Source organism: Lichenicoccus sp. (genome assembly GCF_965276875.1).
GTDB lineage: Bacteria > Pseudomonadota > Alphaproteobacteria > Acetobacterales > Acetobacteraceae > Lichenicoccus.
The window spans coordinates 1700363-1727294 of sequence record NZ_OZ255701.1; the positions used below are offsets into that span (position 1 = coordinate 1700363).

The 26932-nt window shown below is 68.4% G+C and carries 23 protein-coding genes; 7 read left to right on the top strand and 16 right to left on the bottom strand.

Features of this window, described 5'->3' with window-relative positions; genetic code table 11:
- Positions 1-39: 39 nt before the first annotated feature.
- Genes ACQY4K_RS08225 through ACQY4K_RS08235 form a run of 3 tightly spaced genes read right to left on the bottom strand, consistent with a single transcriptional unit; the run spans position 40 to position 3117 of the window.
- Positions 40-384 carry a hypothetical protein gene (locus ACQY4K_RS08225; protein ID WP_428395075.1) on the bottom strand — a complete coding sequence of 115 codons (345 nt, stop codon included), beginning with the start codon at positions 382-384 and terminating at the stop codon, positions 40-42.
- Between the two features lie 43 nt (positions 385-427).
- Entirely contained in the window at positions 428-1984 is a 1557-nt protein-coding gene (locus ACQY4K_RS08230; protein WP_428395077.1) for a DHA2 family efflux MFS transporter permease subunit, read from the bottom strand.
- A complete protein-coding gene (locus tag ACQY4K_RS08235; protein WP_428395079.1) occupies positions 1981-3117 on the bottom strand; it encodes an HlyD family secretion protein in 1137 nt (378 codons plus the stop codon). The genes ACQY4K_RS08230 and ACQY4K_RS08235 overlap by 4 nt, the downstream gene beginning before the upstream one ends.
- A 201-nt stretch (positions 3118-3318) precedes the next feature.
- On the opposite strand from ACQY4K_RS08235, the gene ACQY4K_RS08240 reads away from it, so the two are divergent.
- Positions 3319-3786: a Spy/CpxP family protein refolding chaperone gene (locus tag ACQY4K_RS08240; protein ID WP_428395081.1), complete on the top strand. Its 468-nt coding sequence runs from the start codon at positions 3319-3321 to the stop codon at positions 3784-3786.
- On the opposite strand, the gene ACQY4K_RS08245 is transcribed toward ACQY4K_RS08240, so the two are convergent.
- The 4 genes from ACQY4K_RS08245 to ACQY4K_RS08260 are packed head-to-tail and all read right to left on the bottom strand — an operon-like array spanning position 3771 to position 7711.
- Positions 3771-4544: an SDR family NAD(P)-dependent oxidoreductase gene (locus ACQY4K_RS08245; RefSeq protein ID WP_428395083.1), complete on the bottom strand. Its 774-nt coding sequence runs from the start codon at positions 4542-4544 to the stop codon at positions 3771-3773. The genes ACQY4K_RS08240 and ACQY4K_RS08245 overlap by 16 nt on opposite strands.
- Before the next feature lie 27 nt (positions 4545-4571).
- On the bottom strand, positions 4572-5420 hold the full coding sequence (locus tag ACQY4K_RS08250; RefSeq protein WP_428395085.1) for a fumarylacetoacetate hydrolase family protein: 849 nt from the start codon (positions 5418-5420) through the stop codon (positions 4572-4574).
- Positions 5421-5438: 18 nt separating this feature from the next.
- Positions 5439-6194 (bottom strand): SDR family oxidoreductase, encoded by a 756-nt coding sequence (locus tag ACQY4K_RS08255; RefSeq protein WP_428395087.1) that lies wholly within the window; start codon positions 6192-6194, stop codon positions 5439-5441.
- Positions 6191-7711 carry an FAD-binding oxidoreductase gene (locus ACQY4K_RS08260; RefSeq protein WP_428395089.1) on the bottom strand — a complete coding sequence of 507 codons (1521 nt, stop codon included), beginning with the start codon at positions 7709-7711 and terminating at the stop codon, positions 6191-6193. The genes ACQY4K_RS08255 and ACQY4K_RS08260 overlap by 4 nt, the downstream gene beginning before the upstream one ends.
- Between ACQY4K_RS08260 and larA the strand changes: the two genes are divergently transcribed.
- Positions 7706-8998, top strand: coding sequence for a nickel-dependent lactate racemase (gene larA, locus ACQY4K_RS08265; protein ID WP_428395091.1), 1293 nt, complete (start codon positions 7706-7708; stop codon positions 8996-8998). The genes ACQY4K_RS08260 and larA overlap by 6 nt on opposite strands.
- Positions 8999-9014: 16 nt before the next feature.
- Here the strand turns inward: larA and ACQY4K_RS08270 are convergent, their stop codons facing one another.
- The 5 genes from ACQY4K_RS08270 to ACQY4K_RS08290 form a co-directional block, all read right to left on the bottom strand.
- Positions 9015-11384, bottom strand: coding sequence for a putative bifunctional diguanylate cyclase/phosphodiesterase (locus ACQY4K_RS08270; protein ID WP_428395093.1), 2370 nt, complete (start codon positions 11382-11384; stop codon positions 9015-9017).
- A 69-nt stretch (positions 11385-11453) separates the two neighbouring features.
- The gene (locus ACQY4K_RS08275; protein WP_428395095.1) at positions 11454-12173 is read right to left on the bottom strand and encodes a hypothetical protein; all 720 of its coding nucleotides are present in this window, start codon (positions 12171-12173) and stop codon (positions 11454-11456) included.
- Positions 12174-12180: 7 nt separating this feature from the next.
- Positions 12181-13902, bottom strand: coding sequence for an ABC transporter ATP-binding protein (locus tag ACQY4K_RS08280; protein WP_428396028.1), 1722 nt, complete (start codon positions 13900-13902; stop codon positions 12181-12183).
- Between the two features lie 90 nt (positions 13903-13992).
- On the bottom strand, positions 13993-15183 hold the full coding sequence (locus tag ACQY4K_RS08285) for a CCA tRNA nucleotidyltransferase (RefSeq protein ID WP_428395097.1): 1191 nt from the start codon (positions 15181-15183) through the stop codon (positions 13993-13995).
- The gene (locus ACQY4K_RS08290; RefSeq protein ID WP_428395099.1) at positions 15180-15707 is read right to left on the bottom strand and encodes a DUF1285 domain-containing protein; all 528 of its coding nucleotides are present in this window, start codon (positions 15705-15707) and stop codon (positions 15180-15182) included. The genes ACQY4K_RS08285 and ACQY4K_RS08290 overlap by 4 nt, the downstream gene beginning before the upstream one ends.
- 181 nt (positions 15708-15888) lie before the next feature.
- Between ACQY4K_RS08290 and ACQY4K_RS08295 the strand changes: the two genes are divergently transcribed.
- Genes ACQY4K_RS08295 through ACQY4K_RS08310 form a run of 4 tightly spaced genes read left to right on the top strand, consistent with a single transcriptional unit; the run spans position 15889 to position 22797 of the window.
- Positions 15889-16920 carry an AAA family ATPase gene (locus ACQY4K_RS08295; protein ID WP_428395101.1) on the top strand — a complete coding sequence of 344 codons (1032 nt, stop codon included), beginning with the start codon at positions 15889-15891 and terminating at the stop codon, positions 16918-16920.
- Complete coding sequence (locus ACQY4K_RS08300; protein WP_428395103.1) at positions 16917-17888, top strand: DUF58 domain-containing protein; 972 nt, start codon at positions 16917-16919, stop codon at positions 17886-17888. Before ACQY4K_RS08295 ends, ACQY4K_RS08300 begins: the two co-directional genes overlap by 4 nt.
- Positions 17889-17890: 2 nt before the next feature.
- Positions 17891-20638, top strand: coding sequence for a DUF4159 domain-containing protein (locus ACQY4K_RS08305; protein ID WP_428395105.1), 2748 nt, complete (start codon positions 17891-17893; stop codon positions 20636-20638).
- The gene (locus ACQY4K_RS08310) at positions 20635-22797 is read left to right on the top strand and encodes a VWA domain-containing protein (RefSeq protein WP_428395107.1); all 2163 of its coding nucleotides are present in this window, start codon (positions 20635-20637) and stop codon (positions 22795-22797) included. The genes ACQY4K_RS08305 and ACQY4K_RS08310 overlap by 4 nt, the downstream gene beginning before the upstream one ends.
- A gap of 6 nt (positions 22798-22803) precedes the next feature.
- On the opposite strand, the gene ACQY4K_RS08315 is transcribed toward ACQY4K_RS08310, so the two are convergent.
- From ACQY4K_RS08315 to pdxA, 4 genes are all read right to left on the bottom strand, one after another.
- Positions 22804-22986: a hypothetical protein gene (locus ACQY4K_RS08315; RefSeq protein WP_428395109.1), complete on the bottom strand. Its 183-nt coding sequence runs from the start codon at positions 22984-22986 to the stop codon at positions 22804-22806.
- A 143-nt stretch (positions 22987-23129) separates the two neighbouring features.
- Positions 23130-24113 (bottom strand): aldo/keto reductase, encoded by a 984-nt coding sequence (locus ACQY4K_RS08320; RefSeq protein ID WP_428395111.1) that lies wholly within the window; start codon positions 24111-24113, stop codon positions 23130-23132.
- Positions 24114-24127: 14 nt separating this feature from the next.
- Positions 24128-24847 (bottom strand): pyridoxine 5'-phosphate synthase, encoded by a 720-nt coding sequence (locus tag ACQY4K_RS08325; RefSeq protein WP_428395113.1) that lies wholly within the window; start codon positions 24845-24847, stop codon positions 24128-24130.
- Entirely contained in the window at positions 24844-25836 is a 993-nt protein-coding gene (gene pdxA, locus ACQY4K_RS08330; RefSeq protein ID WP_428395115.1) for a 4-hydroxythreonine-4-phosphate dehydrogenase PdxA, read from the bottom strand. The genes ACQY4K_RS08325 and pdxA overlap by 4 nt, the downstream gene beginning before the upstream one ends.
- 643 nt (positions 25837-26479) lie before the next feature.
- Between pdxA and ACQY4K_RS08335 the strand changes: the two genes are divergently transcribed.
- Positions 26480-26689 carry a hypothetical protein gene (locus ACQY4K_RS08335; protein ID WP_428395116.1) on the top strand — a complete coding sequence of 70 codons (210 nt, stop codon included), beginning with the start codon at positions 26480-26482 and terminating at the stop codon, positions 26687-26689.
- Positions 26690-26932 lie beyond the last annotated feature (243 nt).

Here is a 26932-nt window from a genome sequence, read left to right on the forward strand (position 1 = left end):
TGGTGCCGGCGCACGCCGGGGCGCGCGTTCGAAAGCGGCTTAGTCGAGGGAGACGGGTCTTGGCGGGAATGGGTCCGGCGCCGGCGTCGGCGTCGTCCAGCGGACGGGTGCGGAAACCAGATAGGCGGCGCGCAAAGGGAGGTGCCCAGGCAGCAGGGCCGGGCTCGGCAACAGGGTCAGCGCACCGATACAGCCGACGACATGACAGGCCGGCATCTTGGCCGCCTTGGCACCGGCGGTGTCAGGCTTTGGGCAGATCGGGCAGTGTGGCGCCGCGGTCGCGGTTACGCTGGCCGCCATCGGCATGGATTGCGCATTCGCCGTCTGCGCCATCGCCCAGGCGACGATCAGTGCCAGCAGGACCTGTGAAAGCCAACGGACCATCCATGCAGCATTACAGGTTGCCACGGCCTGCCTCAAGGGCCCGCTACCCGCCGGCTTTTCGCGGCGCCAGCAGCCAGCAGAGCGGCACCAGCGCGAAGCAGACCAGGGAGAAGGTCAGGAACGCGTCATTATAGGCGAGCACCGAGGCCTGCTCTCTGAACTGCTGGTAGATCTGGTTGTTGACGGCTGGCCCGATGGACCCGGCCGGGCGGCCCAGCCGCTCCAGCAGGGCGCGGGTGTTGTTGTTGTAGGCGACGAACGGCTGGTGGAAGGGCGTCATCCAGTGCGCCATGTGCGCCTCGCGGATTTGCGTGCGCTCGGTCACCAACGCGGTCGAGAGGGAGATGCCGATGGCGCCCATGACGTTGCGCATCATCGAGAACAGCGCCGAGCCGTCGCCGTTCATCTCCTTGGGCAACGTCTGGTAGGCGACGACGCTGATCGGCACGAACAGGAAGCCCAGCGCGCCGGCCTGCAACGCGCGGTAGATCACCAGGTCGTAGAAGCTGACCTGCGTGGTCAGGTTCGCCGACACCACGAGGGCCACCCCCAGCAAAAAGAAGCCGAAGGCGATGAAGTAGCGCGGCTGGATCCGCTTCATGCCGTAATTGACGAACGGTATCAGCAGGATAATGCCCAGGCCACCGGGTGAGAGCACCAGCCCCGCGAGCAGCGCGGTATAGCCGATCACCTGCTGGGCGAATTGCGGCACCAGCACCGCCGAGGAGTACAAGGTGAAGCCGACGCCGCCGATCAGCAGGCAGCCGATGGCGAAGTTGCGGTCGGCAAAGACTCGCAGATCGACGATCGGGTTCTTCACCGTCAGCATCCAGCCGATCGCACCCAGAATGCCGGCGACGGCGAGCAGGGCCAGGATGCAGATGAAGGGCGAGCCGAACCAGTCGTCGTCCTCGCCACGATCCATCATCACCTGCAGACAGCCCAGACCGATGGTGATTAGAGCCAGACCGACCACGTCGATCGAGGCTTTCTGCTTGCGCGCCCAGGGTGGATCCTCGACCAGGGCCGCGACCGCGATCAGGCCACCGATCCCCACCGGCACATTCATGAAGAACACCCAGCGCCAGGAGTAGGTGTCGGTGACCCAGCCACCGAGAGTGGGTCCGAGCACGGGGGCCACGATGGTCGCCACCGCGGTGATCGCAAACGCGCCGGAGCGTCGCTCGGGCGGGAAGGTGTCGAGGATGATGGATTGCTGGTTCGGCTGCAGACCGCCGCCGAAGAAACCCTGCAGCAGGCGGAAGACGATGAGTTCCGGCAGGTTGCTGGCGATGCCGCACAGGAACGAGCAGACCGTGAACATGCCGATGCAGATCATGAAATAGCGCTTGCGCCCAAGCACCCGGCCGAACCAGCCGGAGATAGTCAGCACGATCGCATTGGCCGCGAGATAGGCGGTCAGCGCCCAGGTGGCATCGTCGTAGGACGAGGCGAGGTTGCCGGCGATATGCGGCAGCGAGACGTTGACGATGGTGGTGTCGAGGATTTCCATGAACGCCGCCACCGTGACGGTGACAGCGATCAGCCAGGGGTTATGGCTGGGCTTCCAGTTCCGCGCCTCCGCCGAGGCACCACTCACTTGACGGTCACCGTAGGTTCCACGGACAGGCCGAGCGGCAGCGGCTGGTTCGGGTCCAGGCCGCTGTCGATGATGATCTTCACCGGGACACGCTGGACGATCTTGACGTAGTTGCCGGTCGCGTTTTCCGGTGGGAAGGCGCTGAACAGGCTGCCGGCACCCTTTTGGATGCTGTCGACATGCCCCGACAGATGCAGCGAGGGATAGGCGTCGACCGCGATCGTCACCGGCTGGCCAGGATGCATGCGGGCGAGCTGGGTCTCCTTGAAGTTGGCGGTGATCCAGACATCCGGCTCGACGATCGAGAACAGCGCCTGGGCGGCCTGCACGTAGTTGCCGCGCTCGACATTGCGCTGGGCGATCCAGCCGTCATGCGGCGCGCGAATCACGGTCCAGCTCAGGTTCAGCTTGGCGGTCTCGAGCTGCGCCTGCGCCTGCGCCAAGGCGCCGGATTGCTGGTCGATGCGGGTCTTGCTGGTGCTGATATTGGCCTTGATCGGCGTCGCCTGCTCGACCTGGCCCTGCGCCTGTGCCACCTGACCCTGCGCCTGCTTGAGTGTGGCGGTGGACTGGTCGATCGCCTGCTGGGTGGTCGCCGCCCGCGCGATACTGTGCTGGCGCTTGTATTCGGTCTGGGCGTTGAACTCCGCCGCCTGGGCGATCAGCAACTGCCCCTGGGCCACCTTGAGCTGCCCCGGGAAGTTCTTCTGGGCCACCTCGGCGCCGAACTTCGCCCCCTGCAACTGGCCTTCCGCCTGGATCATGGAGGCCTTCGCCTCGTCGACGCTGGCCTGGTAGTTGCGCCGGTCGATCCGCATCAGGACCTGCCCCTGATGGACGAACTGGTTGTCGTTGACGTCGAGCTCGGTGACGTAGCCGGCGACATGCGGCGCGATCGTGATGGTGCGGCCGGCGGTGAAGGCATCGTCGGTCCCGACCGAGTAGCGGGTCAGCCACCAATAGAGGAACCCGCCGATGACGACCGCCGCGATAAAGATCACCAGGCCGGCACGCACCCAGGGACGCGCCCGGTTGCGCGAGGCGTCGCGCTCCTTCTCCTGCTGTTCCTGCTTCCTCTTGTCGTCGTCGTCCAGGTCCTGCTCGGAGTCCTGGGGAGCGTCTACATCGGCCATCCATGTCTCCAGCCGGTCGGCTTGGGTGATGCCAGAGCCGACACTGACCGACCCGTTCGGTCACTTCTTGGCACGAAGTGCCGCAAGCGGCAACCGATCCGGATCGACCGCGCGGTTACACTTAGTTCCATGCCGAACCGATTGCGGTTACAGCGCAGCGCCATGCTGTCCGCTTACACGACACACGCAAAGGATGCCGTCATGCAGATCAACCGAACCCTTCTCGCAGCCTGCGTCGCGGCGGCCCTCGCCAGCAGCGTCGGCGCCGCGGCCCAAGGGTGGCATGCCGGGGGGTGGCATTCGGGCGGTGCGCGAGAGATCCTCCGGGCGGCCCAACTCACCTCTGCGCAGCAGGCTCAGCTGCATCAGATCATGCATGGGGCGCGCATCCAGAACGCCCCGGCGCTAGCCCAGATGCAGGCCCTGCGCCAGCAAATCCAGGCCATGATGTTCTCGACGGGGGATGTCACCGCGGCCCAGATCGCGCCGCTCGAAGGGCAGTTGGAGACGCTGCGCCAGCAACTCGACGCGAGCCGGATGCAGACCGGGCTTGCCGTGCGCGCCCTGCTGACCCCCGCCCAGCTCGCCCGCGCCGCGCGCGTGCAGGCGCAGCTCGCCAGCCTGCACCAGCAGGAGCACGCGATCGTGGCCCCCTACCAGCAGCAATAGCCGCCATCGGCCAGCACGATGCTGCCGGTCATCAGGCTGGACGCTTCCGAGGCGAGGAACAACACCACGGAGGCGATCTCGTCGACCCTGCCGACCCGGTGCATCGGCGTCATCTCAAGCCAGGTGCGGCTGAGTCTCTCGTCGCGCATGCCGAACTGGGTCAGCGGCGTGTCGATGTAGGTGGGCGCCACCGCATTGACGCGCACGCCGCGGGGCGCCCATTCCGCCGCCAGCGAGCGAGTCAGATGATGCACGCCGGCCTTGGCGGCGTTGTAGGAGGCCTGCTCCTGCGGCTTGTTGACGATCTCGCCGGACATCGAGCCGATATTGACGATCGCACCGCGCCCGCGCGCGAGCATCGCCCGGCCGAATTCGCGGCAGCACCAGAACACGCCGTTGAGATTGACGTCGACCACCAGGCGCCATTCGTCGTCCGGCACGCTCTCGGCGGGAGAGTTGCTGCGCGCGATGCCGGCATTACAGACCAGGATATCGACGGCGCCGAAACGTGCGTTCAGCGCCGACGCGGCAGCGCCCACCGCGGCCGCGTCGGTCACGTCCAGGCCGTGCGCATGCGCATCATGGCCCTCGCCGACCAGCGCTGCCGCCGCGGCCTCGCCCGCCGCGGGGTCGGCGTCGGCGACGATTACGCGGGCACCCGCTTCGCCAAGCACCTGGGCGCAAGCGAAGCCGATGCCGCGTGCGCCGCCGGTGATGACCGCGGTGCGGCCCGAGAGACTGAGTTTTTGCAGATACATCGTGATTGTCCCGCTCAGACTCCCGCCTTATGCCGCCGCCCGGGTGACCTGCGTCTGCTCGCCGAGGCCGTCAATCCCCAGGCGAACGGTCTGACCGGGACGCAGGAACACCGGCCGCGGCTTGATCCCCAGACCCACACCAGGCGGCGTTCCGGTGGAGATGATATCGCCCGGCTGCAGGCTCATGAACTGCGAGATGTAGGCGACCAGGGTGCGCACCCCGAACACCATCGTCGCGGTCGAACCATGCTGGCGCTGCACCCCGTCCACGCTGAGCCAGAGCGAGAGCGCCTGCGGGTCGGCGACCTCGTCGGCGGTCACCAGCCAGGGGCCGATCGGACCAAAACTGTCGGCCGACTTGCCCTTGGTCCATTGGCCGCCACGTTCGGCCTGCCAGGCACGTTCGGAGACGTCATTGACCAGGCAGTAGCCGGCCACGTGCGCCATCGCGTCGGCCTCGGACACGCAGCGCGCCTCCGTACCGATGACGACGCCGAGTTCGACCTCCCAATCGGTCTTCTCCGAGCCGCGCGGAATGATCAGCGGATCGTAAGGCCCGGTGATGGCGCTCGTCGCCTTCATGAACAGGATCGGCTCCTTGGGGATCGCAGCCCCGGTCTCTGCGGCATGATCGGCATAATTCAGGCCGATGCAGATGAACTTGCCGACGTGGCCGACGCAGGGCCCGATGCGTGGACCACCCTCGACCGCCGGCAAGTCCGCCGTATCCAGCGTCGCCAGGCGTGCCAGGGCATCGGGCAGCAAGGCCGTACCCGCGACATCGTCGAGATGGGCGGAGAGATCGCGAATATGGCCCTGCCTATCCAGCAGGCCGGGCCGTTCGGCGCCCGGCGCGCCATAGCGAAGCAGCTTCATCGGTGTCGGACCTACCGTTCAGGCGTTGGACCAGCCGCCATCAAAGGGGATGGCGTTGCCAGTCATGAAAGCACTCTCGTCGCTGGCCAGGAAGACCACCAGCTCGGCGATCTCCTCCGGTGTGCCGAGCCGGCCCATCGGTTGGCGGGCGAGGAAACGGGCGCGCACGGCGTCGAGGTCGCCGTCAGGTCCGGCCTGGGCGCGCATGCGCTCCTGGAGTGAGGGACTGTCGACGGTGCCGGGGCAGATCGCATTGGCACGGATGCCGCGCGTCACGTAGTCGACCGCCACCGACTTGGTCAGGCCGATCACCGCCGCCTTGCTTGCGCCATAGGCGAAGCGGTCAGGCGCGGCGATGACGCTGGAGGCGACGGAAGCCATGTTGATGATACTGCCGCGGCGGCACTCGATCATGCCCGGCAGGATCGCCCGGATCATCCGGTACATCGCCTTGACGTTGAGCGCGAAGGAAACGTCAAAGGCCGCCTCGTCGCAGTCGAGGATGCTGCCGTGATGAACGAAGCCCGCACAGTTGAACAGGATGTCGATGCGCGCGGCTGCGAGGCCGAACGCGCGCACCGCGTCCGCGTCGAGCACGTCGAGCGGCTGTGTGGCGACATTCACCACGCCGGCCAGGGTCGCAAGCTTGGCCGCGTCGATGTCGGTGGCGAGCACGAATGCGCCTTCTCGCGCGCATGCCAACGCCGCCGCCCGGCCGATCCCCTGCCCTGCCGCGGTGATCACCATGGTCCTGCCGTGCAGCCGCCCGGTCATCGTCCCTCGACTGCTGGCAGGATGCGGCCGGGGCTGAGCACCCCACCCGGATCAAGCATGTGTTTCAGCCCTTGCGCGAGCGACAGCGATACCGGATCGATGCGTTCGAGGAACGCCGCCTGCTTGAGACGGCCGATGCCGTGCTCGGCGCTGATGCTGCCGTCGTAGCGGTCCAGGCCGTCGAAGATCACCGTCTCCGCCGCGTGCAACAAAGCCGTGCGCGCCAGGGGATCGATACCTGGCGGCGGGATCAGGTTGAGATGGATGTTGCCGTCGCCGACATGGCCGTAAGCCAGCGCACGGCTTGAGGGGAACCGCTCGCGTAAGTGCGGCAGGGTCTCGGCCAGGAAGTCGGGGATTGACGAGATCGGCAGAGAGACATCGGTGCGTAGATAGGGGGCGCCGTTGCCCTGGCACTCGACCATCGTCTCGCGCAGCCGCCACAGCCGCGCCGACTGCGCCTCGCTCGCGGCGACGACACCGTCCGCGATCAGGTCCGCGGCCCCTGCGAGCGCATTCTCCAGCACGTCGCGCAACGCGATCCCGCCGCCGCAGGACAGCTCGATCAGCGCATAGACAGGACAGATCTGCGCCAGCGGGTCGGCGAGCGTCGGGTCGTGCGACAGCGACACGTCGAGACAGTCGCGCAGCAGCAGTTCGAAGGCGGTCACGAGGTCGCTACTGGCCCGTCGCATATGCGCATACAAGGCCATGGCATCCTGCGTAGAGCGCAGGCCGACCAGCGCGGTCTCGACCTGCTCTGGCTTCGGCGCAAGCTGCAGTGCCGCCGCCGTGACCACGCCGAGGGTGCCCTCGCTGCCGATGAACATTTGCTTGAGATCGACGCCGCGATTGTCCTTGCGCAGCCGGCGCAAGCCATTCCAGATGCGTCCATCGGCGAGCACCACCTCGAGCCCCAGCACCCGCGCGCGCGTCATCCCGTAATGCAGCACGTTAAAGCCGCCGGCGTTGGTCGCGATGATACCGCCGATCCGGCAACTTCCCTGCGCGCCGAAACTGATCGGCAAAAGGCAGCCCGCCGCCTCGGCGGCGCGCTTGGCGTCCTCGAGCACGCAGCCAGCCTCGACGATCATGGTGAAATCGATCGCCGAGAGCAGGCGCACCGCGTGCATGCGCTCCAGGCTGATGACCAGCTCGCGACCATCCTCGGGGACTGCGGCGCCGACCAGGCCGGTCAGGCCGCCCTGCGGCACGACAGGGACATTGTGCGCGCTGCAATAACGCAGGATGGTCGCCACCTCGGCAGTGTTCGCCGGGCGCGCGACCGCCAACGGCCGCCCGTAATGGTCACCGGACCAGTCGCGGCTGTAGCGATCGAGATCGGCCTGCGCATCCAGCAGGGTGCCATGGGGAAGCCGCGCCGCCAGGGCCGCGAGATGGGCCGGGTCCGAGGCTTCAGCACGGGTCATCGCGCAGTCATCATCCAACAGCGCGATGAGATCAAGCAGGCGGGTCTTGTCATCACCCGCTGACCAGTCGATCTGTGAAGAATGCAAATCGCACTCTCCTTTGGTCGCGGCCACCTGGACGTGGACGTGCCGGAGACGGCCATCGCCACCGTCATTCGCAAGCGCGCGCTCGATTGTCTTGCCGACCCGAGAGGCGCGGTGCGGGAAGCATTGGAGACGCCGGTCGGCAGCGCCCCGCTGAGCCGCCTGGCCGCCGGCCGCAAGAGTGCGTGCATCCTAATCTGCGACATCACCCGGCCGGTACCGAACCACCTGTTCCTGCGGCCGATGATCGAGACGATGATGGCGGCGGGAATCCCCGCTGCGGCGATCGTCGTACTGGTGGCCACCGGCCTGCACCGGCCGAACGAGGGTGCGGAGCTCGCCGAACTGATCGGCGATCCCTGGGTCCTCGAGCATGTCAGGGTCGAGAATCATTTTGCCCGCGACGATGCGGCGCATGTCGATCTGGGCTTTACCGAAGGCCGCCGAACGCCGATCGGCATCGATCGCCGCTTCATCGAGGCCGACCTGCGCATCGCCACCGGCCTGGTGGAGCCGCATTTCATGGCGGGATGGTCGGGCGGCCGCAAGGTGGTGGCCCCCGGCGTCGCCCATCACACGACGATCCGGACGTTCCATTCGGCGCGCTTCATGGAAGATCCGCTCGCGGTGCAGTGCAACCTCGTGGGCAACCCGCTGCACGAAGATCAGCTCGAAATCGTGCGGCGGATCGGCGAGATCTACGCCCTGAACACGGTGCTGACCGAAGCTCGCGCGCTCGCCTACGTCAGCTTCGGCGAGATCATCGAAAGCCACCTCGACGCCGTGCGCTTCGTCAGCGACGTCACCAAGATCGCGGTGCCGCGCCGCTTCAAGACCGTGGTCACCTCCTCGGCGGGCTACCCGCTCGACAAGACCTATTACCAGACCGTCAAGGGCATGGTGACGCCGCTCGATATCCTCTCGCCAGGCGGCACGCTGATCATCGCCTCGGAATGCTCCGAGGGGATCGGCTCCGCCGCGTTCCGCGCCTCGCAGGAGCGGCTGGTGGCGCTCGGCGCGGATCGGTTCCTGGCGACACTGAGCGCCAAGTCGCTCGCCGACATCGACGAGTGGCAGAGCGAAATGCAGCTCAAGCCGATGCGGCTGGGCCGTGTCGCGCTCTACGCCACCGGCCTCGACGCCGAAGCTCGCCGGCTTACCGGGGTTATGCAGATTGAAAGCGTCACGGCTGCGATCGCGGACAGCATACAGCGTTCCAGCGATCCGCATGTCGCCTTCGTGCCGGAAGGGCCGTATGTCGTTCCTGTCTACCGCGTGCCGGCCGCCTGATTGCACGACGTCGGCGTCAGCACTCATTCAGGACGAGGATCTCCGCCGCAGGCCAGCCGAAGGCGGCGTCCGGCGGATCGGCGCGCATGGCGCTGCCGATCGCCTCGGGCGCGCACGGACGGCCGAACAGGTAGCCCTGCACCTGGCCGCAGCCGGTCAGCGCCAGCAGGTCTGCCTGCGATTGCGTCTCGACACCTTCTCCGGTGGTGCGCATGCCGAGGCTGCTGGCCATGTCGACGATGGCGTGGACGATGGCCGCCGCCTCGTTGTTGACGCCAAGGTCGCGAATGAAGGACTGATCGATCTTGACCCGATCAAACGGAAACGACCTAAGATAGCTGAGCGAGGAATAGCCGGTACCGAAATCATCGAGTGCGATATGAATTCCGCGCGCGCGCAACGCGTTCAGGCAGGCCAGGGTCGTCTCCTGGGTGTCGAGGAAGACAGACTCGGTAATCTCGAGCTCGAGACGCTCCGCGGGCAGGCCGGTCTGCGCCAGCACCGCGTCCACGAGCGGCAGCAGTCCGGGATCGCGGAACTGCACCGGCGAGAGATTGACCGCCAGCCTGGCCGTACCACACCAGGACGCGGCCTCGGTGCAGGCACGATGCAGCACCCATTCGCCGAGGGCTACGATCAGTCCGGATTCCTCGGCCGCCGGGATGAACTCCGCGGGCGAGATGCGTCCGCGCTGGGGATGCAGCCAGCGCACGAGAGCCTCGGCGCCGGTGATCGCGCCTGTCGCCAGATCGACAATCGGCTGAAAGTCGAGGACCAGCTCGTCATGCGCGATCGCGTGGCGCAGCTCGGCCAGCAGCGTGTGCCGGGCGTGCGCGCGCGCCGCCATGGCCGCCTCGAAGATGTGCCAGACGCCGCGGCCTTTCGACTTGGAGTGATAGAGGGCGAGATCGGCGCCACGAAGCAGATCCTCCTTGGTCTGGCCGGCATTGTCTCGCAGCGCGATACCAACGCTCACGCCGATGCTGGCCGAGAGTTCACCCAGCTGATACGGCTCGGCGATCCGATCGATGACCCGCTGCGCCAGCGCCGCCGCACCCTCTGCTACCGCTCCTGGCACCTCCCCTGGCAGCACACCGACCTGAAGCACGGCAAACTCGTCACCGCCGAGTCTCGCAACGACATCGTCGTCGCGCAGGCAGGCGCGCAGCCGACCCGCCACGGCGACCAGCAACGAGTCGCCGGCCGCATGACCAAGCGTGTCGTTGACGGCCTTGAAGCCGTCGAGATCCAGACAGTGTAGCGCGAAGGGCGCATCGCCGCCGCAGGCAGCGGTCAGCGCGTCCTGGAACTGGGTTCGGTTTGGCAATCCGGTCAGGCTGTCGTGACGTGCGAGATAGGCGATTTGCGCATCGGACTGGCGCGCGGCAGTGATGTCGGAACCGACGCCGCGGAAACCCTGGAACACCCCGGCTGCATCGAGCACCGGCTTGCCGCTGAAAGAAAACCAGCGCTGCCTGCCTTGCAGTACCAGGGCAACCTGAAGATCGCGAAACGGACGCCGGGCCGCCAGGATGGCGCATAGTTTGGCGCCGACATTTTCCTCCGATGAAGGATTGGCGCCACTCCGCTCGATCCAGTGCATCATGGACGTGCCATGCAGGGTGGCCGGCACACAGGCCATGATCTGCGCCAGGCGGCTGGACACACGCTGCAAGCGCAGCTCGCAATCCGTCTCCCAAAGGAAATCGCTCGCACTCTCCTCGAAGTCGCGCAGGAGCAGGCTGATCAGCGCGCTCTGCTCCTCGAGCTTGGCCTCGTTCAACACGCGCCGGGCGAAGTCACGGTTCTGTATGAATGCACCACCACCGTTCAGAAGCGCATAAATCAAAATCAGGGCCGCATCCTGCAGGGCCGTGTTCTCATTGGCGGTCGGAATCGCGATCAGGGCGCCGACGGTGATGATGGCCTCGAACATAATGGCTGCCGGCAGCAATGGCGCCAACGCGCTGCCCGAAAACATCAGCCCGGTGACGATCATCATGAGGAACTGCCGCTGGTCCGGGCCTGCCTGCGGCATCAATACCGCCGGCATGGTGGCCCAGCCGATGGCGATGGCGGTGACGCCAGCGATCCGCACGCGCTGCCAGCGCGGCGAGACTTCCCGCCGCGCGCTGCTCAGCCATTTCCAGGCGCCGATGATGGATAGGCTGTACAGCGAGAAGATCACCGCCAGAAGCGCCAGCAAATAGACGTGCGATGCACTCGTCCAGAACGTCCAGACGACAAGAGCGCAGGCCGCAATCGAGGATGCCGACACAACGAGGACGCGGCGGGACAGGATTGTGAACTGCTCGCGAAGCAGCCGCTCGGTCACGGGCTTCGGCAGTGTCACAAGGTGGTAAGGGCGGCTCGGCATCGGCGGCATCGGCTTTCTTCGGCGCCAGTGGATCGGCGACGGTCAGCATGCCTGCCAATAATGAGAGAGCCGTTAAGATCAGCGGGTTCCGTAGCCAAAACACGCCATCCAGTCGCCGAGAGTGCCCTCGATGCCCTGAATCTGCGCCGGATACAGGAACCGACGGAAGCGCCCGACCTCGCCGGTGCGGCCGGCATGGTGCCGGTGCCAATGGCTGGCGCGATCGTACATGTCGCCGTCGCGATCGACGATGGTGTCGGGTTGTTGGGCGAGCCCGGCGATGAACGCCTCTACCGCCTGACGGCGGGTCTGTTGGAAGATCGCAGCGCGTCGTGCGGGCGGGATCGCGCCGCCCAGGCAGGCGGCGAGACCGTCGAGCGTTGCCGGATCGTCGATGAAGCCGCGCTCGTAATGCAGGGTGATAGCGCGCGGACTGGCGCCGAGCAGGACACAGGCCTCGGCGGCGACGCGGACGTTGAACAACGCTCGATAGAACGAGAAGTTCTGATACTGCATCAGCGACACCACCGCGTCCCGCGGGTCGCGCACGGTGACGATGATTGCATCCGCGTCCGCCGCGATGGCGCGCACCTCGCCCTTCGCCTGATGCGCTTTGACGATATGCTGGATTGCCGGTCCGCGCGGCGACGCGTCCAGCCCGGAGATATCGTGATCGTCGAAGACGAAGCGGCCCTGCACAGAGCGGCGCGGCTCGAGCGCCGCCGCGACGGCGAGTGCTGCGTTGTAAAGCCAGGTCGAGCCGCTGGCGAACATGCCCTGGCACCAGAGAACCGCCATGCTGCGCCTAGAGCTGCAACGCCTGGGTGCGCACCAGACGCGCATACAGGCCGTCAAGTTCGAGCAGGTCCGCATGGGTGCCGCATTCGGCGGCGCGGCCGTCGCTCAGGGCTACGACCAGGTCGGCCGAACGCACCGTCGACAGACGGTGCGCGACGACGATGGTGGTGCGTCCCTGTCGCAGGCGCGCCAGCGCGTCCTGCACGGTGGCCTCGCTTTCGGTGTCCAGCGCGCTGGTGGCCTCGTCGAGTAGCAGCAGCCTGGGGTCGCGCAGCAATGCGCGGGCCAGGGCGACGCGCTGGCGCTGGCCGCCGGACAGACGCTGGCCGCCGGTGCCGACACGGGTGTCGAAGCCTTCCGGCAGTGCCTCGATGAAGTCCTCGGCGGCGGCGGCGCGGGCGGCCTCACGCACCTGCTGGTCGGAGGCTTGCGGCCGGCCCATGCGGATATTGCCGGCAATCGAGGTATCGAACAGCAGCGTGTCCTGGCTGACGTAGGCGATGGCGCCACGCAAAGCGGCGATCCGCAGGTCGCGCAGATCGACGCCGTCGAGCAGGATGCGGCCGCCGCTGACGTCGTGCAGGCGCGGGATCAGCGACAGCGCCGTCGACTTGCCGGCCCCGGAGGGTCCGACCAGCGCCACGGTAAGGCCCGGCTCGGCCTCGAAACTCAGGCCACGCAGACCCTCACGGCCGTCGGGGTAGGCGAAGCAGACATCCTCGAAGCGCAAGTGGCCGCGGCCCGGCGGCAGCGGCCCCGCACCCGGTGCCTCGGACACGTCGGGCGGCTCGTCGATGACGCTGAAGATACGCACCAGGCCTGCCAGGCCCTCCTGGAGTGCGGCGTTGAGCGAGCCAAGCGCGCGCAACGGCCGCGAAGCCAGCAGCAGGGCCGCGACAAAGCCGGAGAAATTGCCCAGGGTGGCGCCGCCGGTGGCTGCCCGCCAGCCGGCAAACCCGAGCACGGCGGCCACCGCGGCGCCGCCCAGCACCTCGAGGAATGGATCGACCCGCGCCCGGCCGCGGGAGATGCGCAAAAAGGCGCGATGCAGCAGGTCGAACGATTGCCTTGCCCGTGCCTCCTCGGAAGCCTCCAGACGGTAGACCCTGACCGTGCGCGCCTGCGCGAAGCTTTCGTTGAGCAGGGTCGCGGTATCGCCGATCTGCTCCTGCATGCCGCCGGAGGCACGGCGCACGCGCTTGCCGATACGCTGGATCGGCACGGCGGCGGCCGGATAGAGCAGTGCTGCGATCAGGCTCAGCTCCCAGTCCATATAGAACATGGTGACGACGAGGCCGACCACGGTAACGGTGTCGCCGAGCGAGTTCACCGCGCGGATCATGGACTCGCGTATGGCGACCGCGTCGGTGGTGAAGCGGGCGGCAAGCTGGGCCGGCGCCTCGCGCTCGATCCGGGCGACGTCGGCGCGCACCAGATGGCTGAACATACGGCCCTGGAGGTTGCGTATGACGATCAACACCAGGTTCTGCATGGCCACCGTCTGGCCATATTGCGAGGCCGCCTTGGCGCACGTGATCACCAGCACGAGGGCCGGAACCTGGTAGAGGATCCGTGGGTCGTGGGCTGCGAACATGTCGAGCGCGTGGCTGATCACCAGCGGATACAGGCTGGTCAGGCCAGCCATCAGCGCGGTCAGCACCAGCACGGTGAGCAGCCGGGCGTGATGCTGCCGCACCTCCTCGCGCCAGAGCCGGCGCATGAGCACCATGCTCGCGGGGTGCTGTGCCGCGTCCGTCTGGCCCGGCGGCGTGACATGGTAGGGAGCCGCGTCCATGCGCGGCGTCTAGCAGGCGAGGCGTCAGGTTGAAAGAACGGGGCGCCCGATCAGCCTGTCGAGCCGCTGCAGGCAGGCGTCGCGATCGGCAACACAGCCGCCCTCCAGCCACCAGCCGCGCACCTCGTCGAGCAACTGGCCAATCCCCACCCCAGGCGTCAGGCCGCGGGCGAGCAGATCGCGTCCGGCGAGCGGGAAAACCACTGGCGCGGCTGCCACCAGGCGACGCCGCAGAAAATTCCAGGGACCCGGATCCGCCTCGGCGGCCGCGGTCTGGGCGAGCCACGCGCGGCCCGCGAGCAGGTCCGCGGACGCATCGGCGAGCAGGCGGCGAAGGTCCGCGTCGTCGAGCCCAGGATGCGGCGTGGGGCCGGCGCGCAGGGACGCCAGCCGAGCGGCATCGCTGTTGGACAAGCGGAGTGCCGCCGCCACCGGTGCGGCGGGCCCCTCGATCAGGGCGGCGAGACGCAGGATCGTGTCGGCGGGGACCCGCTCCGGACGCTGGGGGTCCCCGCCGCCGGGTAGCAGCCGGTCCAGCACGCCGAGCTCGCGCATCAGCGCCAGCGTTTCGGCAAGGCGTGGCCCGAGCAGGATGCGGCGCAGTTCCGACCACACCCGCTCGCCCGAGAGCCGCGCCAGCGCCGACAGCGACGCCGCAATCGCAGCAATCGCCGCAGCGTCGGGCGCACTGCTCCGGTAGCGCGCATCGAAGCGGAAGAAGCGCAAGGTGCGCAGCGCGTCCTCGGCGATACGGGCGCCGGCATCGCCGACGAAGCGGACGCGACCGGCGCGCAAATCCTCCAGACCGCCAAAATAATCGAACAGCGCACCGTCGGGGGCCAGCGACATCGCATTGAAGGTGAAGTCGCGCCGCTGCGCATCCTCGCGCCAATCGTCTGTCCAGGCGACGACGGCGTGGCGGCCATCGGTCTGTTCGTCACGACGCAGGCTGGTAATCTCAATCGGGCGGGTACCGGCCAGCGCCGTTATCGTGCCATGCGAGAGCCCGGTGGCGACGCTGCGTATCGACGCATCGGCGAGCCGGCGCATAACCGTCTCCGGTGGCTCCGGCGTTGCGAGATCGAGGTCGGCGATCGCGCCACCGGAAATCAGATCGCGCACCACGCCGCCGACCAGACGCGCGCCCGGCAGCACCGGCCAGACGCGTGCAAGATCCGGATCCGCGGCGAGCGGACCCAGCTCTAGACGGATCATTCCTCGTCCGGCGACAGCGTTCCTACGGGGAAGAACATGTTCTGGCTCCAGACGCCCAGACAGTCACGGCCCTGGCAATGGCCTTTCACCGCCAACGCAGCCAGCTCGTAATAGACGGCGCGGCCGACCCGGGCCTGGATCGCGCATTTGCCCTCGCCGCGCACATGCAGATACGGCGCAGGGCCGCCACCATGCTCGCAGGGCGATCGCGTCCAGTCCATCTGCAGCGGATGCTCAGGGCCGGCGCAGACGATCTGGTCGACATTGGTGCGAAAGGCGAGCACCTGGTCGCGGCCGCAGCCTTGCCAGTCCAGCTCGACGGCGACGAACGGCACATCCTCGACCTCGATCGAGCCGCGCTCCGCCGGCGTCTCCAGCCAATAGGTGCCGAACTCGTCGCGATTGAGCACGCTTGCGAACAGGCAGACCAGCGGCTTGCGGCGGATCGGCGAGCCGCGATACAGCCAGGTGCCGTCGCGCTGGATCAGGAACGGCAGCGGCCCGCAATGCGTCAGGCGAGCCATTTTGTGCTCGCGCTCGACAGGCGCGCCACACACACCAGCGACGGCGCCAGACAGGTCCGAAAGCTCAGGATTCAACCGCATTTCCCACTCGTTCATGCGCCTGCACTACAACGATAGTGGGAGCGACACCGGCTTGATGAAACCCCTGGACGTGTCAGATTGAACCGTCCACACGCGAGGCATGATGACGACCAGCGACGTTGTTGCAGCAGACACACAGAACCGCGAGGACCTCGTGGCAGATGCCGATCGGCTGGCGGCCCGGCTCGGCGCGGTACGCACGCAGGTCGGCCGGGTGATCTTCGGCCAGCAGGCGGTGATCGACGAGGTGCTGGTCTGCCTGCTGGGCGGCGGCCATGCGCTGCTGGTCGGCGCACCAGGCCTGGGCAAGACGCTGCTGGTGCAGACGCTCGGCACCGTGCTTGGTCTCGCCCCCAAGCGGGTGCAGTTCACCCCCGACCTGATGCCGGCCGACATCACCGGCAGCGAAATTCTCGAGGAGACCCAGGACGGACGACGCGGCTTTCGCTTCGTGCCGGGTCCGGTGTTCTGCCAGTTGCTGATGGCAGACGAGATCAACCGCGCCAGTCCGCGCACCCAATCGGCATTGTTGCAGGCGATGCAGGAGCGCCGGGTGGCGGTGGCGGGCGTGGAGCATAAGCTGCCGCACCCTTTCCATGTGCTGGCCACCCAGAACCCGATCGAGCAGGAGGGCACCTATCCGCTGCCGGAGGCGCAGCTCGACCGTTTCATGCTGCAGGTCGATCTCGACTATCCAAGCGAGAGCGAGGAGCGCGCGATGCTGCTCGCCACCACCGGGGCGACGCTGGATACGGCCGAGCCGGTGCTGGGGCCGAGCGAGCTGACCGACGCGCAGGCGCTGATCCGTGCCCTGCCGATCGGCGAGCGCGTGGTCGACGCGATCGTCCGCCTGGTGCGCAGCGCGCGGCCGCAAAGTAGCGGCGGCAGCAGCACCGACACTCGCCTGGCGCGTGACGTGGCCTGGGGTCCCGGCCCGCGGGCGGCGCAGGCGCTGATGCTGGCCTGCCGGGCGCGGGCGCTGCTCGACGGCCGGCTGTCGCCCAGCATCGAGGATGTAGCAAGCCTCGCGCAGCCGGTCCTGCGGCACCGCATGTCGCTCACCTTCGCGGCGCGCGCCGAGGGCGCCACGCTGGCCGGCCTGATCGACGGGCTGGTGAACCGGCTGGGGTGAAGCGCCTCTCCGCCATCGCCGCCTGGGCGCGGCCACGCGTGCCGGCCGCGCGCCCGCCCGAGCTTGCCACCGCGCACCATCCGGGACTGGCCGAGGCGCAAGCGCTCGGCGCGCGTCTGCCGGCGCTGCTGGTCGCCGCCGAACGGGTCGCCGCCACCGTGGCGCAAGGCGTGCACGGCCGCAGGCGCGCCGGCATGGGCGACAGCTTTTGGCAATTCCGCCAGGCCTTGCCGGGCGAGCCCATCTCGCGCATCGACTGGCGGCAGTCGGCACGCTCCAGCCGCGCCTATGTGCGCGAAACCGAATGGGAGGCCGCGCAAAGCGTGTTCCTCTGGCACGACGCCTCGGCCAGCATGCGCTGGTGCTCGCGGGCGGAGCTGCCGCCGAAACGCGACCGGGCGGAACTGCTGCTGCTGGCGCTCGCCGCGCTGTTGCTGCGCGGCGGCGAGCATGTGCGGCTGCTTGGCGTCCCCGGCGCCGGCACCTGGGCCTCGGGCCAGGCTGGGCTGTCGCGGATTGCCGCCCAACTCGCCGTGCTGGAGGCTGATGACACCGGTGGATTGCCACCTGCTGACGCCGAACTGCCGCGCCACGCCAGACTGGTGCTGATCGGCGACATGCTGGCGGAACCCGCGCAGATCGAGGCTCTGTTCGCCCGGCTGTCGGCAATCCCGGTCAGCTGCACCGTATTGCAGACGCTCGATCCGGCGGAGCTGTCGCTGCCCTATGCCGGCCGGGTGCGCTTCGAGGGGCTGGAAGGCGAGGCGCCGGTGCTGGCGGCGCGGGCGCAGGATCTGGCTCAGGCCTATGCGTCGGTGCTCGAGGCGCACCAGCAGCGGGTCGCCACGCTGTGCGCCGGCGCCGGCTTCGGACTGATCCGTCATCGCACCGACCAGCCGCCGCAGACGGCGCTGCTGGCGCTGCACCAGTCGCTGCATGCCGGGCCCAAGTTCGGGCGCCGGACCTGACCATGATCCTCGCCGCACCATTGATGCTGCTTGGGCTGCTGCTGCTGCCGCTGCTCTGGTGGCTGCTGCGCGCCATACCGCCGGCGCCGCGCGCGCAGCCGTTCCCGGCAATCCGACTGCTCGCCGGCCTGCGCGCGCCGCGCCAGGAGGCGATGCGGGCACCCCCCTGGCTGCTGCTGCTGCGTATCGCTGCGGTGGCGCTGCTGGTGCTGGGTCTGGCGCAACCGGTGCTGGTGCAGGGTGGTGCCGCCTTGCGCGCGGCCCCACGCGCCGGCGGCCTGCTGATCGTGCTTGATGATGGTTGGGCGGCGGCCCGCGACTGGCCGCAACGGATCACGGCCCTTGATACTCTGCTCGCGCGCGCCGGACGCGCAGGCGAGCCGGTGCGGCTGCTGACCACGGCGCCGGATGACGTCGGTGCCCTGACGGCAATCGGGGCGCCGCGTGCCGCGGCCCTGGTGCGGGCGGACGTCGACGCACGCCGGCCGAACGCCTGGAACACCGACCGCATGGCCGCGGCGCGCGCGCTGGACGCTCTCGTTGGCTCAGAGGCGGGCGGACCAATCGGCCGGGTCGTCTATGTCGCCGACGGGCTCGCCACCCAAGGCGACGCCGCTCTGCGCCGGGCGCTGCACCGGTCGTTGCACCAAGCGGGGGCCGCGGTCAGCGAATGGCGCGCGTCGGCCGCCGACCTGCGAGTGATGCTGCCGCCGGTCGCGTCGACGGCCACGCTCACCGCGCGTATCGGCGCAATCCCGGAGCCCGTGGCGCGGCCGGTCACGGTCAGCGCGCAGGATGCCGACGGCGGCACCCTGGCCCGCGTGACCGGCACCATTGCCGCCGGCGCGCATGACGCGGCGGTCCCAATCCGGCTGCCGGTGGAGGTGCGCAACCGGATCGCACGTCTGGTGCTGGCCGGCACCCCTGGGCCTGCCGGGCTGCGACTGCTCGACGAGGGCGATCGACGCCGTCCGGTCGGGCTGCTCTCCGACGGACCGTTCAGCACCACCCCCCTGGTCGGGCCGCTGTTCTACCTGCAACGCGCCATGTCCCCGGACACCGAATTGCGCGTCGGCGATGCCAAGACCCTGCTGTCGCGCCAGCTCTCGGTGCTGATCGCCACCGACGGCACGCTGCAGGACGCGGCCGTGCGGGCCCGGGTCGCGCGCTGGGTCAAGGCGGGCGGCATGCTGATCCGCTTTGCCGGTCCGCGTATGGCAGCGGAGTCCGGTACGGCGGCTTCCGGTCAGGACGGCGCCCTGCTGCCGGCGCCGTTGCTCGACGGCGCGCGCACGTTGGGCGGGGCGATGTCTTGGAGCAAGCCGGAGCACCTGGCGCCCTTCGAGGCCGACACGCCGTTCGCCGGGCTCAAGGAACCGCCCGACGTCACGGTCTCGAGGCAGGTGCTGGCAAAACCCGCCACCGATCTTGCGGCACGAAGCTGGGCGCGGCTTGCGGACGGCACCCCGCTGGTCACCCATGCCGGCCTCGGCGCCGGGCAATTGGTGCTGTTCCATGTGACCAGCACCCCGGACTGGTCGAGCCTGCCGTTCTCCGGACTGTTCGTGCAGATGCTGCACCGGCTGGTGGAGCGTTCGGTGGGGCTTGCCACGCGCGGCGGCGACACAATGCTGGCGCCCGTTTCTACCCTGGACGGCGACGGCATCGCGGGCCAGCCGCCGCCAAGCGCGCGCGGGCTGCCGGCGCGCGACTTCGGCCATGTCGCGGCCTCGGCGGCGCACCCGCCCGGGCTGTATGGGCCGGCCTCCGACCGCAGGGCGCTGAACACCGGCGACGCGCTGCCGCCGTTGGCCGCGGCAGCGCCGTTCGGCGCGGCGTCCAACCTCGCGGGCCGCATCCCCGACCGGCCGCTCGGACCCTGGCTGCTGGCAGCGGCGCTGCTGCTATTGGCCTTCGACCTGATCGCGACACTCTGGCTACGCGGGCTGTTGCGCCTCGCCACAGCAACACTGGTACTCGGACTGCTGGCGCTCGCGCCCGCGGCGCAAGCGCAGGCCGTGCCGGCGGCTGCGCTGCAAACCCGGCTCGGCTATATCGTGACCGGCGACGCGCAGACCGACCTGGTCTCGCGTGAGGGATTGCAGGGCCTGTCCGCTTACGTCAACGCACGCACAGCCGCCGTGCTCGGGCCGCCGGACTCCGTGCAACCCGGCAAGACCGACCTCGCCTTCTACCCGCTGCTCTACTGGCCGATCATCCGCGGCGAGACCGAGGACGCCGCCGCCATCGCCGCCCTGAACAGCTACATGGACCATGGCGGCATCCTGCTGATCGACACGCTGGGGAGCGACGCCGGCAACAATAATGGGGCCAACGGGGACGACAGCTTCACCGGCATCGGCGCCGGAGCCCAGGCGCTGCGCGCCACCACGCGCGGACTCGACATCCCGCCGCTGAAGCCGGTCGATCGCAGCCATGTGCTGTCGCACACCTTCTATCTGTTGCGCAGCTTCCCCGGCCGCTATGTCGGCGCGCCGGTCTGGGTGGCGGCGAACGCCGACGCCGGCCGTGACAATGTCAGCCCGGTGATCATCGGCGCCAATGACTGGGCCGCTTCCTGGGCGATCGATGCCGCCGGCGACAATCCGTATGCCGTCATTCCCGGCGGCGAGGCGCAGCGGACGCTCGCCTACCGTTTCGGGGTGAACGCGGTGATGTATGCGCTGACCGGCAACTACAAGGCGGATCAGGTGCACGTGCCGGCACTGCTCGAACGGCTCGGCGAATGAGCGGGCCGACGCCGCCGGTCCTGGAGCATATCGCGTCCATCGCCTGGACGCCGCTGCTGCCGGTATGGCTGCTGGCCGGCCTCGGTGCGCTGTGCATGCTGGCGGCCGGCATCGGCCTGATCCGGCGCGCCAGCGGCGGCTGGCTGCGGCTTGCCGCCTCGTTGCTGGTGCTGCTTTGGCTCGCCGGTCCGCATCTGGTACGCGCGAGCTGGCAGGACCTGCCGGAGACGGCGCTGCTGGTGATTGACCAGAGCGGCTCGATGGCGGTCGGCGATCGCGCAGCCCTGGCGTCGCGGGCCGCGCAGATGGTGCAGGCCCGCGTGCGGGCGCTGCATTCGCGCCTCGGCGGCATCGCGCTGCGCACCGTGGTGGTGCCCCCAGGCACCTCTGGCGGCACCAGGCTGTTCGCGGCGATCGCGCGCGCCACCGCCGATATCCCGGCCGGACAGTTCGCCGGGATCATCGCCATCACCGACGGCCAGGTGCATGACGTGCCCAGCCCGCGGGCTGGCCGCGGCCAGACGAGCCCGGCGCCGCTGGATGCGCTGATCACCGGCGTGGGCGAGCAGACCGACCGCAGACTGCGCATCATCCAGGCGCCCCCTTATGGGATCATCGGCCATGACGTGCGGCTGCGCGTGCTGGTGCAGGACCTCGGTGCAGATGGGGGCGCCGGGACGGCACCAACCACCGCCACGCTGACCCTCAAGCGCGACGGGGCGGCGCCGATCACACGCGAAGTGCCGGTCGGCGTGCCGCAGGATATCGCGCTGCCGGTCACCCATCCCGGGCCCACCCTGGTGCAGCTCGACGTCTCGAAACTCCCCGGAGAGGTCTCCACCCTGAACAACCAGGCGGTGCTGCGGATCAACGGCGTGCGCGACCGTCTCCGCGTGCTGCTGGTGTCCGGCGCGCCAAACCAGGGCGAGCGTGTCTGGCGCCGGCTGCTCAAGGCGGATCCTTCCGTGGATCTGGTGCATTTCACCATCCTGCGGCCGCCGGACAAGGACGACACCACGCCGCTGAACGATCTGGCGCTGATCACCTTCCCGACCCGCGAGCTGTTTTCCGAAAAGATCGACAGCTTCGACCTGATCATCCTCGACGGCTTCGAGAACCGCGGCATCCTGCCGATGGCCTACCTGCAGAACATCGCCGACTTCGTGCGTGGCGGCGGCGGCCTGCTGGTCACCGCGGGACCCGAGTTCATCGGCCGTGGCGGCCTGCAGGACACCCCGCTCGGCGATATTCTGCCGGCGCACGTCCCTGACGAGGGCGGTCTCGTCGAGGAGCGCTTCCAGCCCGCACCGACCGCGCTCGGCCGGCGCCATCCGGTGACCGCGGAGCTGCCGCAGATGCCGCGGCCGGAACCGGGCGATGCCGGCTGGGGTCCCTGGTTTCGCGCCCTGGTTCCCGACGAATCACACGGTGAGGTGCTGCTGTCGGCACCGGATGGTCGCGGCGGGACGTCGCCGCTGCTGATCCTGGACCATGTCGACCAAGGTCGCACGGCGCTGCTGCTGTCGGATCAAAGCTGGTTGTGGTCGCGTGGCGAAGGCGGCGGCGGACCACAGGCGGAGCTGCTGCGCCGGATCGCGCACTGGCTGATGAAGGAGCCGGACCTCGAGGAGGAGCAGCTCTCCGCGACGATGGCCGACGGCAGGCTCACCATCGATCGCCGCTCGATCAAGCCCCACCCCGCCACCAGCGTGACGGTGGTCGCCCCGAACGAGCGCGCGCGCACACTTGTGCTGCATCCCGGTCAGGGCAGCTGGTCTGCGAGCATGCCGGCGACCGCACCCGGTATCTGGGAGGCGAGCAGCGGCGACCTGCATGCCTACGCCGCGGCCCAGCCGGACAATCCCGAGGAGATCGCCGACCTGCGGGCCACCGCACAGAAGCTGGAGCCTCTGGCCCGGCGGTCGGGCGGCACAGTGGACTGGCTCGGCGGCGATCCCGCCAGCCTTCGGGTTCCGGACCTGCGCCTGGTCGGCCCGGGAGACACAGCCCATGGCCCCGGCTGGATCGGGCTGCGACGCACCGGTGCGCACGTCGTCACCGGCACCAGCTCGGTGCCGCTGCTACCGCCCTGGCTGGTGCTGCCGCTGGCACTGTTGCTGCTGCTGTCCGGCTGGTGGCGCGAGGGGCGGCGATCCTGACCGGTCTTACGGTGGTGCGAGCGTGTTGGCCAGTGCGGCGATGCGTTCGAGCTGGCCGCGCAGGCGCTCGATCTCGCCTGCTGCCGCCTTGAAGATGTGCATCTCAGCTTCGGCGTTTTCGTCGGCGTCGACCCAGCCCGCGAGCAGACGCAAACGCTCAACGATGTCGCAAGCCGCCGCGTCGCTCATCGCCAGACCTCATGACCATGTCGCATGGGCACAGTCTAGAATGACTTGGTTAACGTGAGTTTACTGCGTCCGATCAGAGGCAAGGGCTTGGGCTCGATCTCTGGCTTCCCATCGCCGCCGCGACCGGACGGCGGCAAAGAGGGTCAGAAACCGGCGACCGCGTGCGGCACATAGGCTTCCTCAAGCTGCTTGATTTCGTCGTCGTCAAGCTTCAGCGTAAGGGCCGCGAGCGCATCCTTGAGGTGGTGCGGTTTCGATGCGCCAATGATCGGCGCGGTGACGCCGGGCTTGGCCAGCAACCAGGCGAGTGCGACCGTCGCGCGAGCAGTGCGCCGCGCCTCGGCAATGTTGCCGACCGCATCGATGACGCGACGGTCGGCGTCAGCGGTGTGTTCGTAGAGCACGCGCATGAAGTTGTCGGTACGATCGCGTTCGGTCGTGCCACTATCCGACGCCGGGCGTGCCAGCTTGCCGCGGGCGAGCGGGCTCCACGGAATGACCCCAACGCCTTCCTCGCGGCACAGCCCCAGCATCTCGCGCTCCTCCTCGCGGTAGAGCAGGTTGAGATGGTTCTGCATCGACACGAAGCGGGTCCAGCCGTGCCGCTCGGCGACCTGCAGCATCTTGCAGAATTGCCAGGCGAACATCGACGACGCGCCGATATAGCGGGCCTTGCCGGCCTTCACCACGTCGTGCAGCGCCTCGAGCGTCTCCTCGATCGGGGTGTGCGGATCAAACCGGTGGATCTGGTACAGGTCGACATGATCCATGCCGAGCCGACGCAGGCTATGGTCGATCTCGCTCATGATCGCGCGACGCGAGAGGCCGGCGCCGTTGGCGTGCTTGGCCATCCGCCCGTGCACCTTGGTGGCGACGACGACCTCGTCGCGACGGGCGAAGTCGCGCAGGGCGCGGCCGACAATCTCCTCGCTGGATCCCGCCGAATAGACGTTGGCGGTATCGAAGAAGTTGATGCCTGCCTCCAGCGCCTCGCGGACGTGCGGCCGGCTGGTCTCCTCGTCCAGCGTCCATTCGTGGTTGCCGCGGCCGGGCTCGCCGTAGGTCATGCAGCCCAGGCAGAGACGCGAGACCTTCAGGCCGCTCTGGCCGAGATTGGCGATGTCCATGGCCGGTCCTCCTGTCAGGTACGGGACTGGACGATCAGCCCCTTCATGCGGCCGACAACGTCCGCTAGCCCGTACAGGATTGCCTCGCCGATCAGGAAATGGCCGATATTGAGTTCCGCGACCTGCGCGATCGCGGCGACCGGGGCGACGTTGTCGAAGCTCAGGCCATGGCCCGCATGCACTTCCAGACCGAGGCTTGCGGCATGGGCCGCGGCCCGTTGCAGGCGTGCAAGTTCCCGCGCCGGTGCTGCCGCATAGGCGCCGGTATGCAGCTCGACCACCGGGACGCCGAGCCGCGCCACGACCTCGATCTGGGCTGCGTCGGGGTCGATGAACAACGACACGCGGATGCCGGCGGCGGTCAAGCGCGCGATCAGCGGGGCGAGGCTTGCGGCCCCGCCGACGGCATCAAGGCCGCCCTCGGTGGTGACCTCTGCGCGCCGCTCCGGGACGATGCAGCAGGCGTGCGGCCCCAGCGCCTCGGCAATGGCAACCATCTCCGCGGTCGCCGCCATCTCCAGATTGATGGGCGCTGCGACCCCGGCCGCGATCCTGACCAGATCGTTGTCGCGAATATGGCGACGGTCCTCACGCAGATGCAGAGTGATGCCGTCGGCGCCTGACGCGACCGCGATCCGGGCGGCGTCGAGCGGGTCGGGGTGGGTGCCGCCGCGGGCATTGCGGATGGTGGCGACATGGTCGATATTGACGCCGAGGCGCGAAGACTGGGTCACTGGTGCACCTTGAGGTTGGCGGCCCGGTTGCGGGCGATCCGGTCTGCAAGCCGGATCGCCTCGATAAGACTGGTCGGATCCGCCTCGCCGCGTCCGGCAATGTCGAACGCGGTGCCGTGGTCAGGCGACGTGCGCACGATGCCAAGCCCGAGTGTCACGTTGACGCCGCGCTCCATGTCGAGGGTCTTGAGCGGGATCAGCGCCTGGTCGTGATACATGCAGATCGCCGCATCATAGCGCGCCCGCGCCCGCGGCGTGAACATGGTGTCTGGTGGCATCGGCCCGATCAGGCTTATCCCCTCGCCGCGCAGCACCCCCATCGCGGGTTCGATCAGGGTGGCCTCCTCCTCGCCCATATGGCCCTGCTCGCCGGCATGCGGATTGAGCCCGGCGATCGCCAGAACCGGGTCGGCGACGCCGAAATCGCGCTTGAGCGCCGCATAGGTGGTCCGCGCGACGCGGATGATTGCCTCGCTGGTCAGCGTCCGCAGCGCCTCTCGCAAGGAGACATGCACCGTCACCGGCACCACCCGCAGCGAAGGCCCAGCCAGCAGCATCACCTCAGCACCCGGCGTGCCTATCAGGGCGCCGAGATATTCGGTGTGGCCGGGATAGGCGAAGCCGGCGTTAGCGAGCACCGCCTTGCTGATCGGGTTCGTCACCACCCCGCGCACCGCGCCGCTTTGCGCGAGTGCCACGGCGCGGGCGATGCTCGCGGTCACCGCGCTCGCGTTCGCCGGATCGCCCTCGCCGGCTTGGGCGATGCGCGCGAGCGGGATTTTCAGCACCGGCAGGGCACGCGCGAAGCCGGCGTCGGCAGGGTCGTGCACGATCTCGATCGGCAAGCCCACGGCACCCGGCTGCGCCCGCAACCAACCCGGATCAGCGAGCAGCACGAACGCTGGCCCGGTCTCACGCAGGGTGTGCCAAGCCTTGATCGCGATCTCGCCGCCAATTCCCGCCGGATCGCCCATCGTCAAGGCCAGCATCGTGTCCTCCGCACCCGCGCTCCATGAGCGTGATCGCAGGGAGCCCCAACAGGCGGGTGCACCATGACACGAAAGCGCGGCGCAGCCTATGGCGGTCCCTTACGGCGGCACTACGAACGGTAGTCAGAACCGGTCACCCTTGGAGCGGTTCTCGACCGCGGCCGCATCCTGCTATCGGGATCAAACCGCCACGGCCAATACCGGGCAATGATAAGGGCGGTTGTCGGGGTGGACGGCCCGACGGCATCTCGTGCCAAGTTGGATTGTCATACGCCAGCCGAGGACCACCCAGATGAAGTTAAGCGCCCCGCGATCGGTGGGTCCGAGCACGTGTCTAAGCTGCACGGTGTCAATGAGCAGGAACGTCCAGTGTCGCGGCGCAAGCTCAAGCGCGGCCAAGTGGACGCCTGCTTTGGAAAACAGGACACAACAGAGGCGGTCTTGGAGGCTTGCGGTGGTGCCCATCATTGGAGCCGCTCGCTGAGTCGGCTGGGTCATCACGGTCGCCTGATCCAACCGCAATACGTCAAGCCCTTCGTCCGAGGGTCCAAGAATGATCGCAACGATGCCAAGCAAATCAGCGAGGCGGCGTTACGTCCCTCGATGCGCTCGGTGATGGTCAAGACCGTCGATCAACAGGCCGATGGCACAATTCTCAAACCTTGCGAGATGCCAGCGCATTCAGGCGATCAAACCCCTACGACGCCGCGCGACGGAATTCGGCGTGATTGCTGCCAAAGGAACTATCAAGGTCGCGACGCTGCTGACGGATCTGGCCGCTGAAAGCGCGATCTTCGTCACAGCGCGGGTGATATTCGGGCAGATGGGCACGCAAATCAAAGTGCCGTATTAGCACGTAGCGGACGTAGATAGACAATTGGTGGCGCTGCACAACACTAACCCGCTCAGCCTGGTGTTGATCAAGATTCCCAGAGTTGGGCCGCACCGAGCGGATACCATGGTCCCGACCTGAAGGAAAGTGCCGGGGACCCAATGCGTGCACGCACCCAATTGACCAAGCTGGTTCATGCGCCGTGCGAGTCACGAGGCGCGTTGCATGACGTGAGAACAGTTCGTCAACCACCCTTGTCCTGAC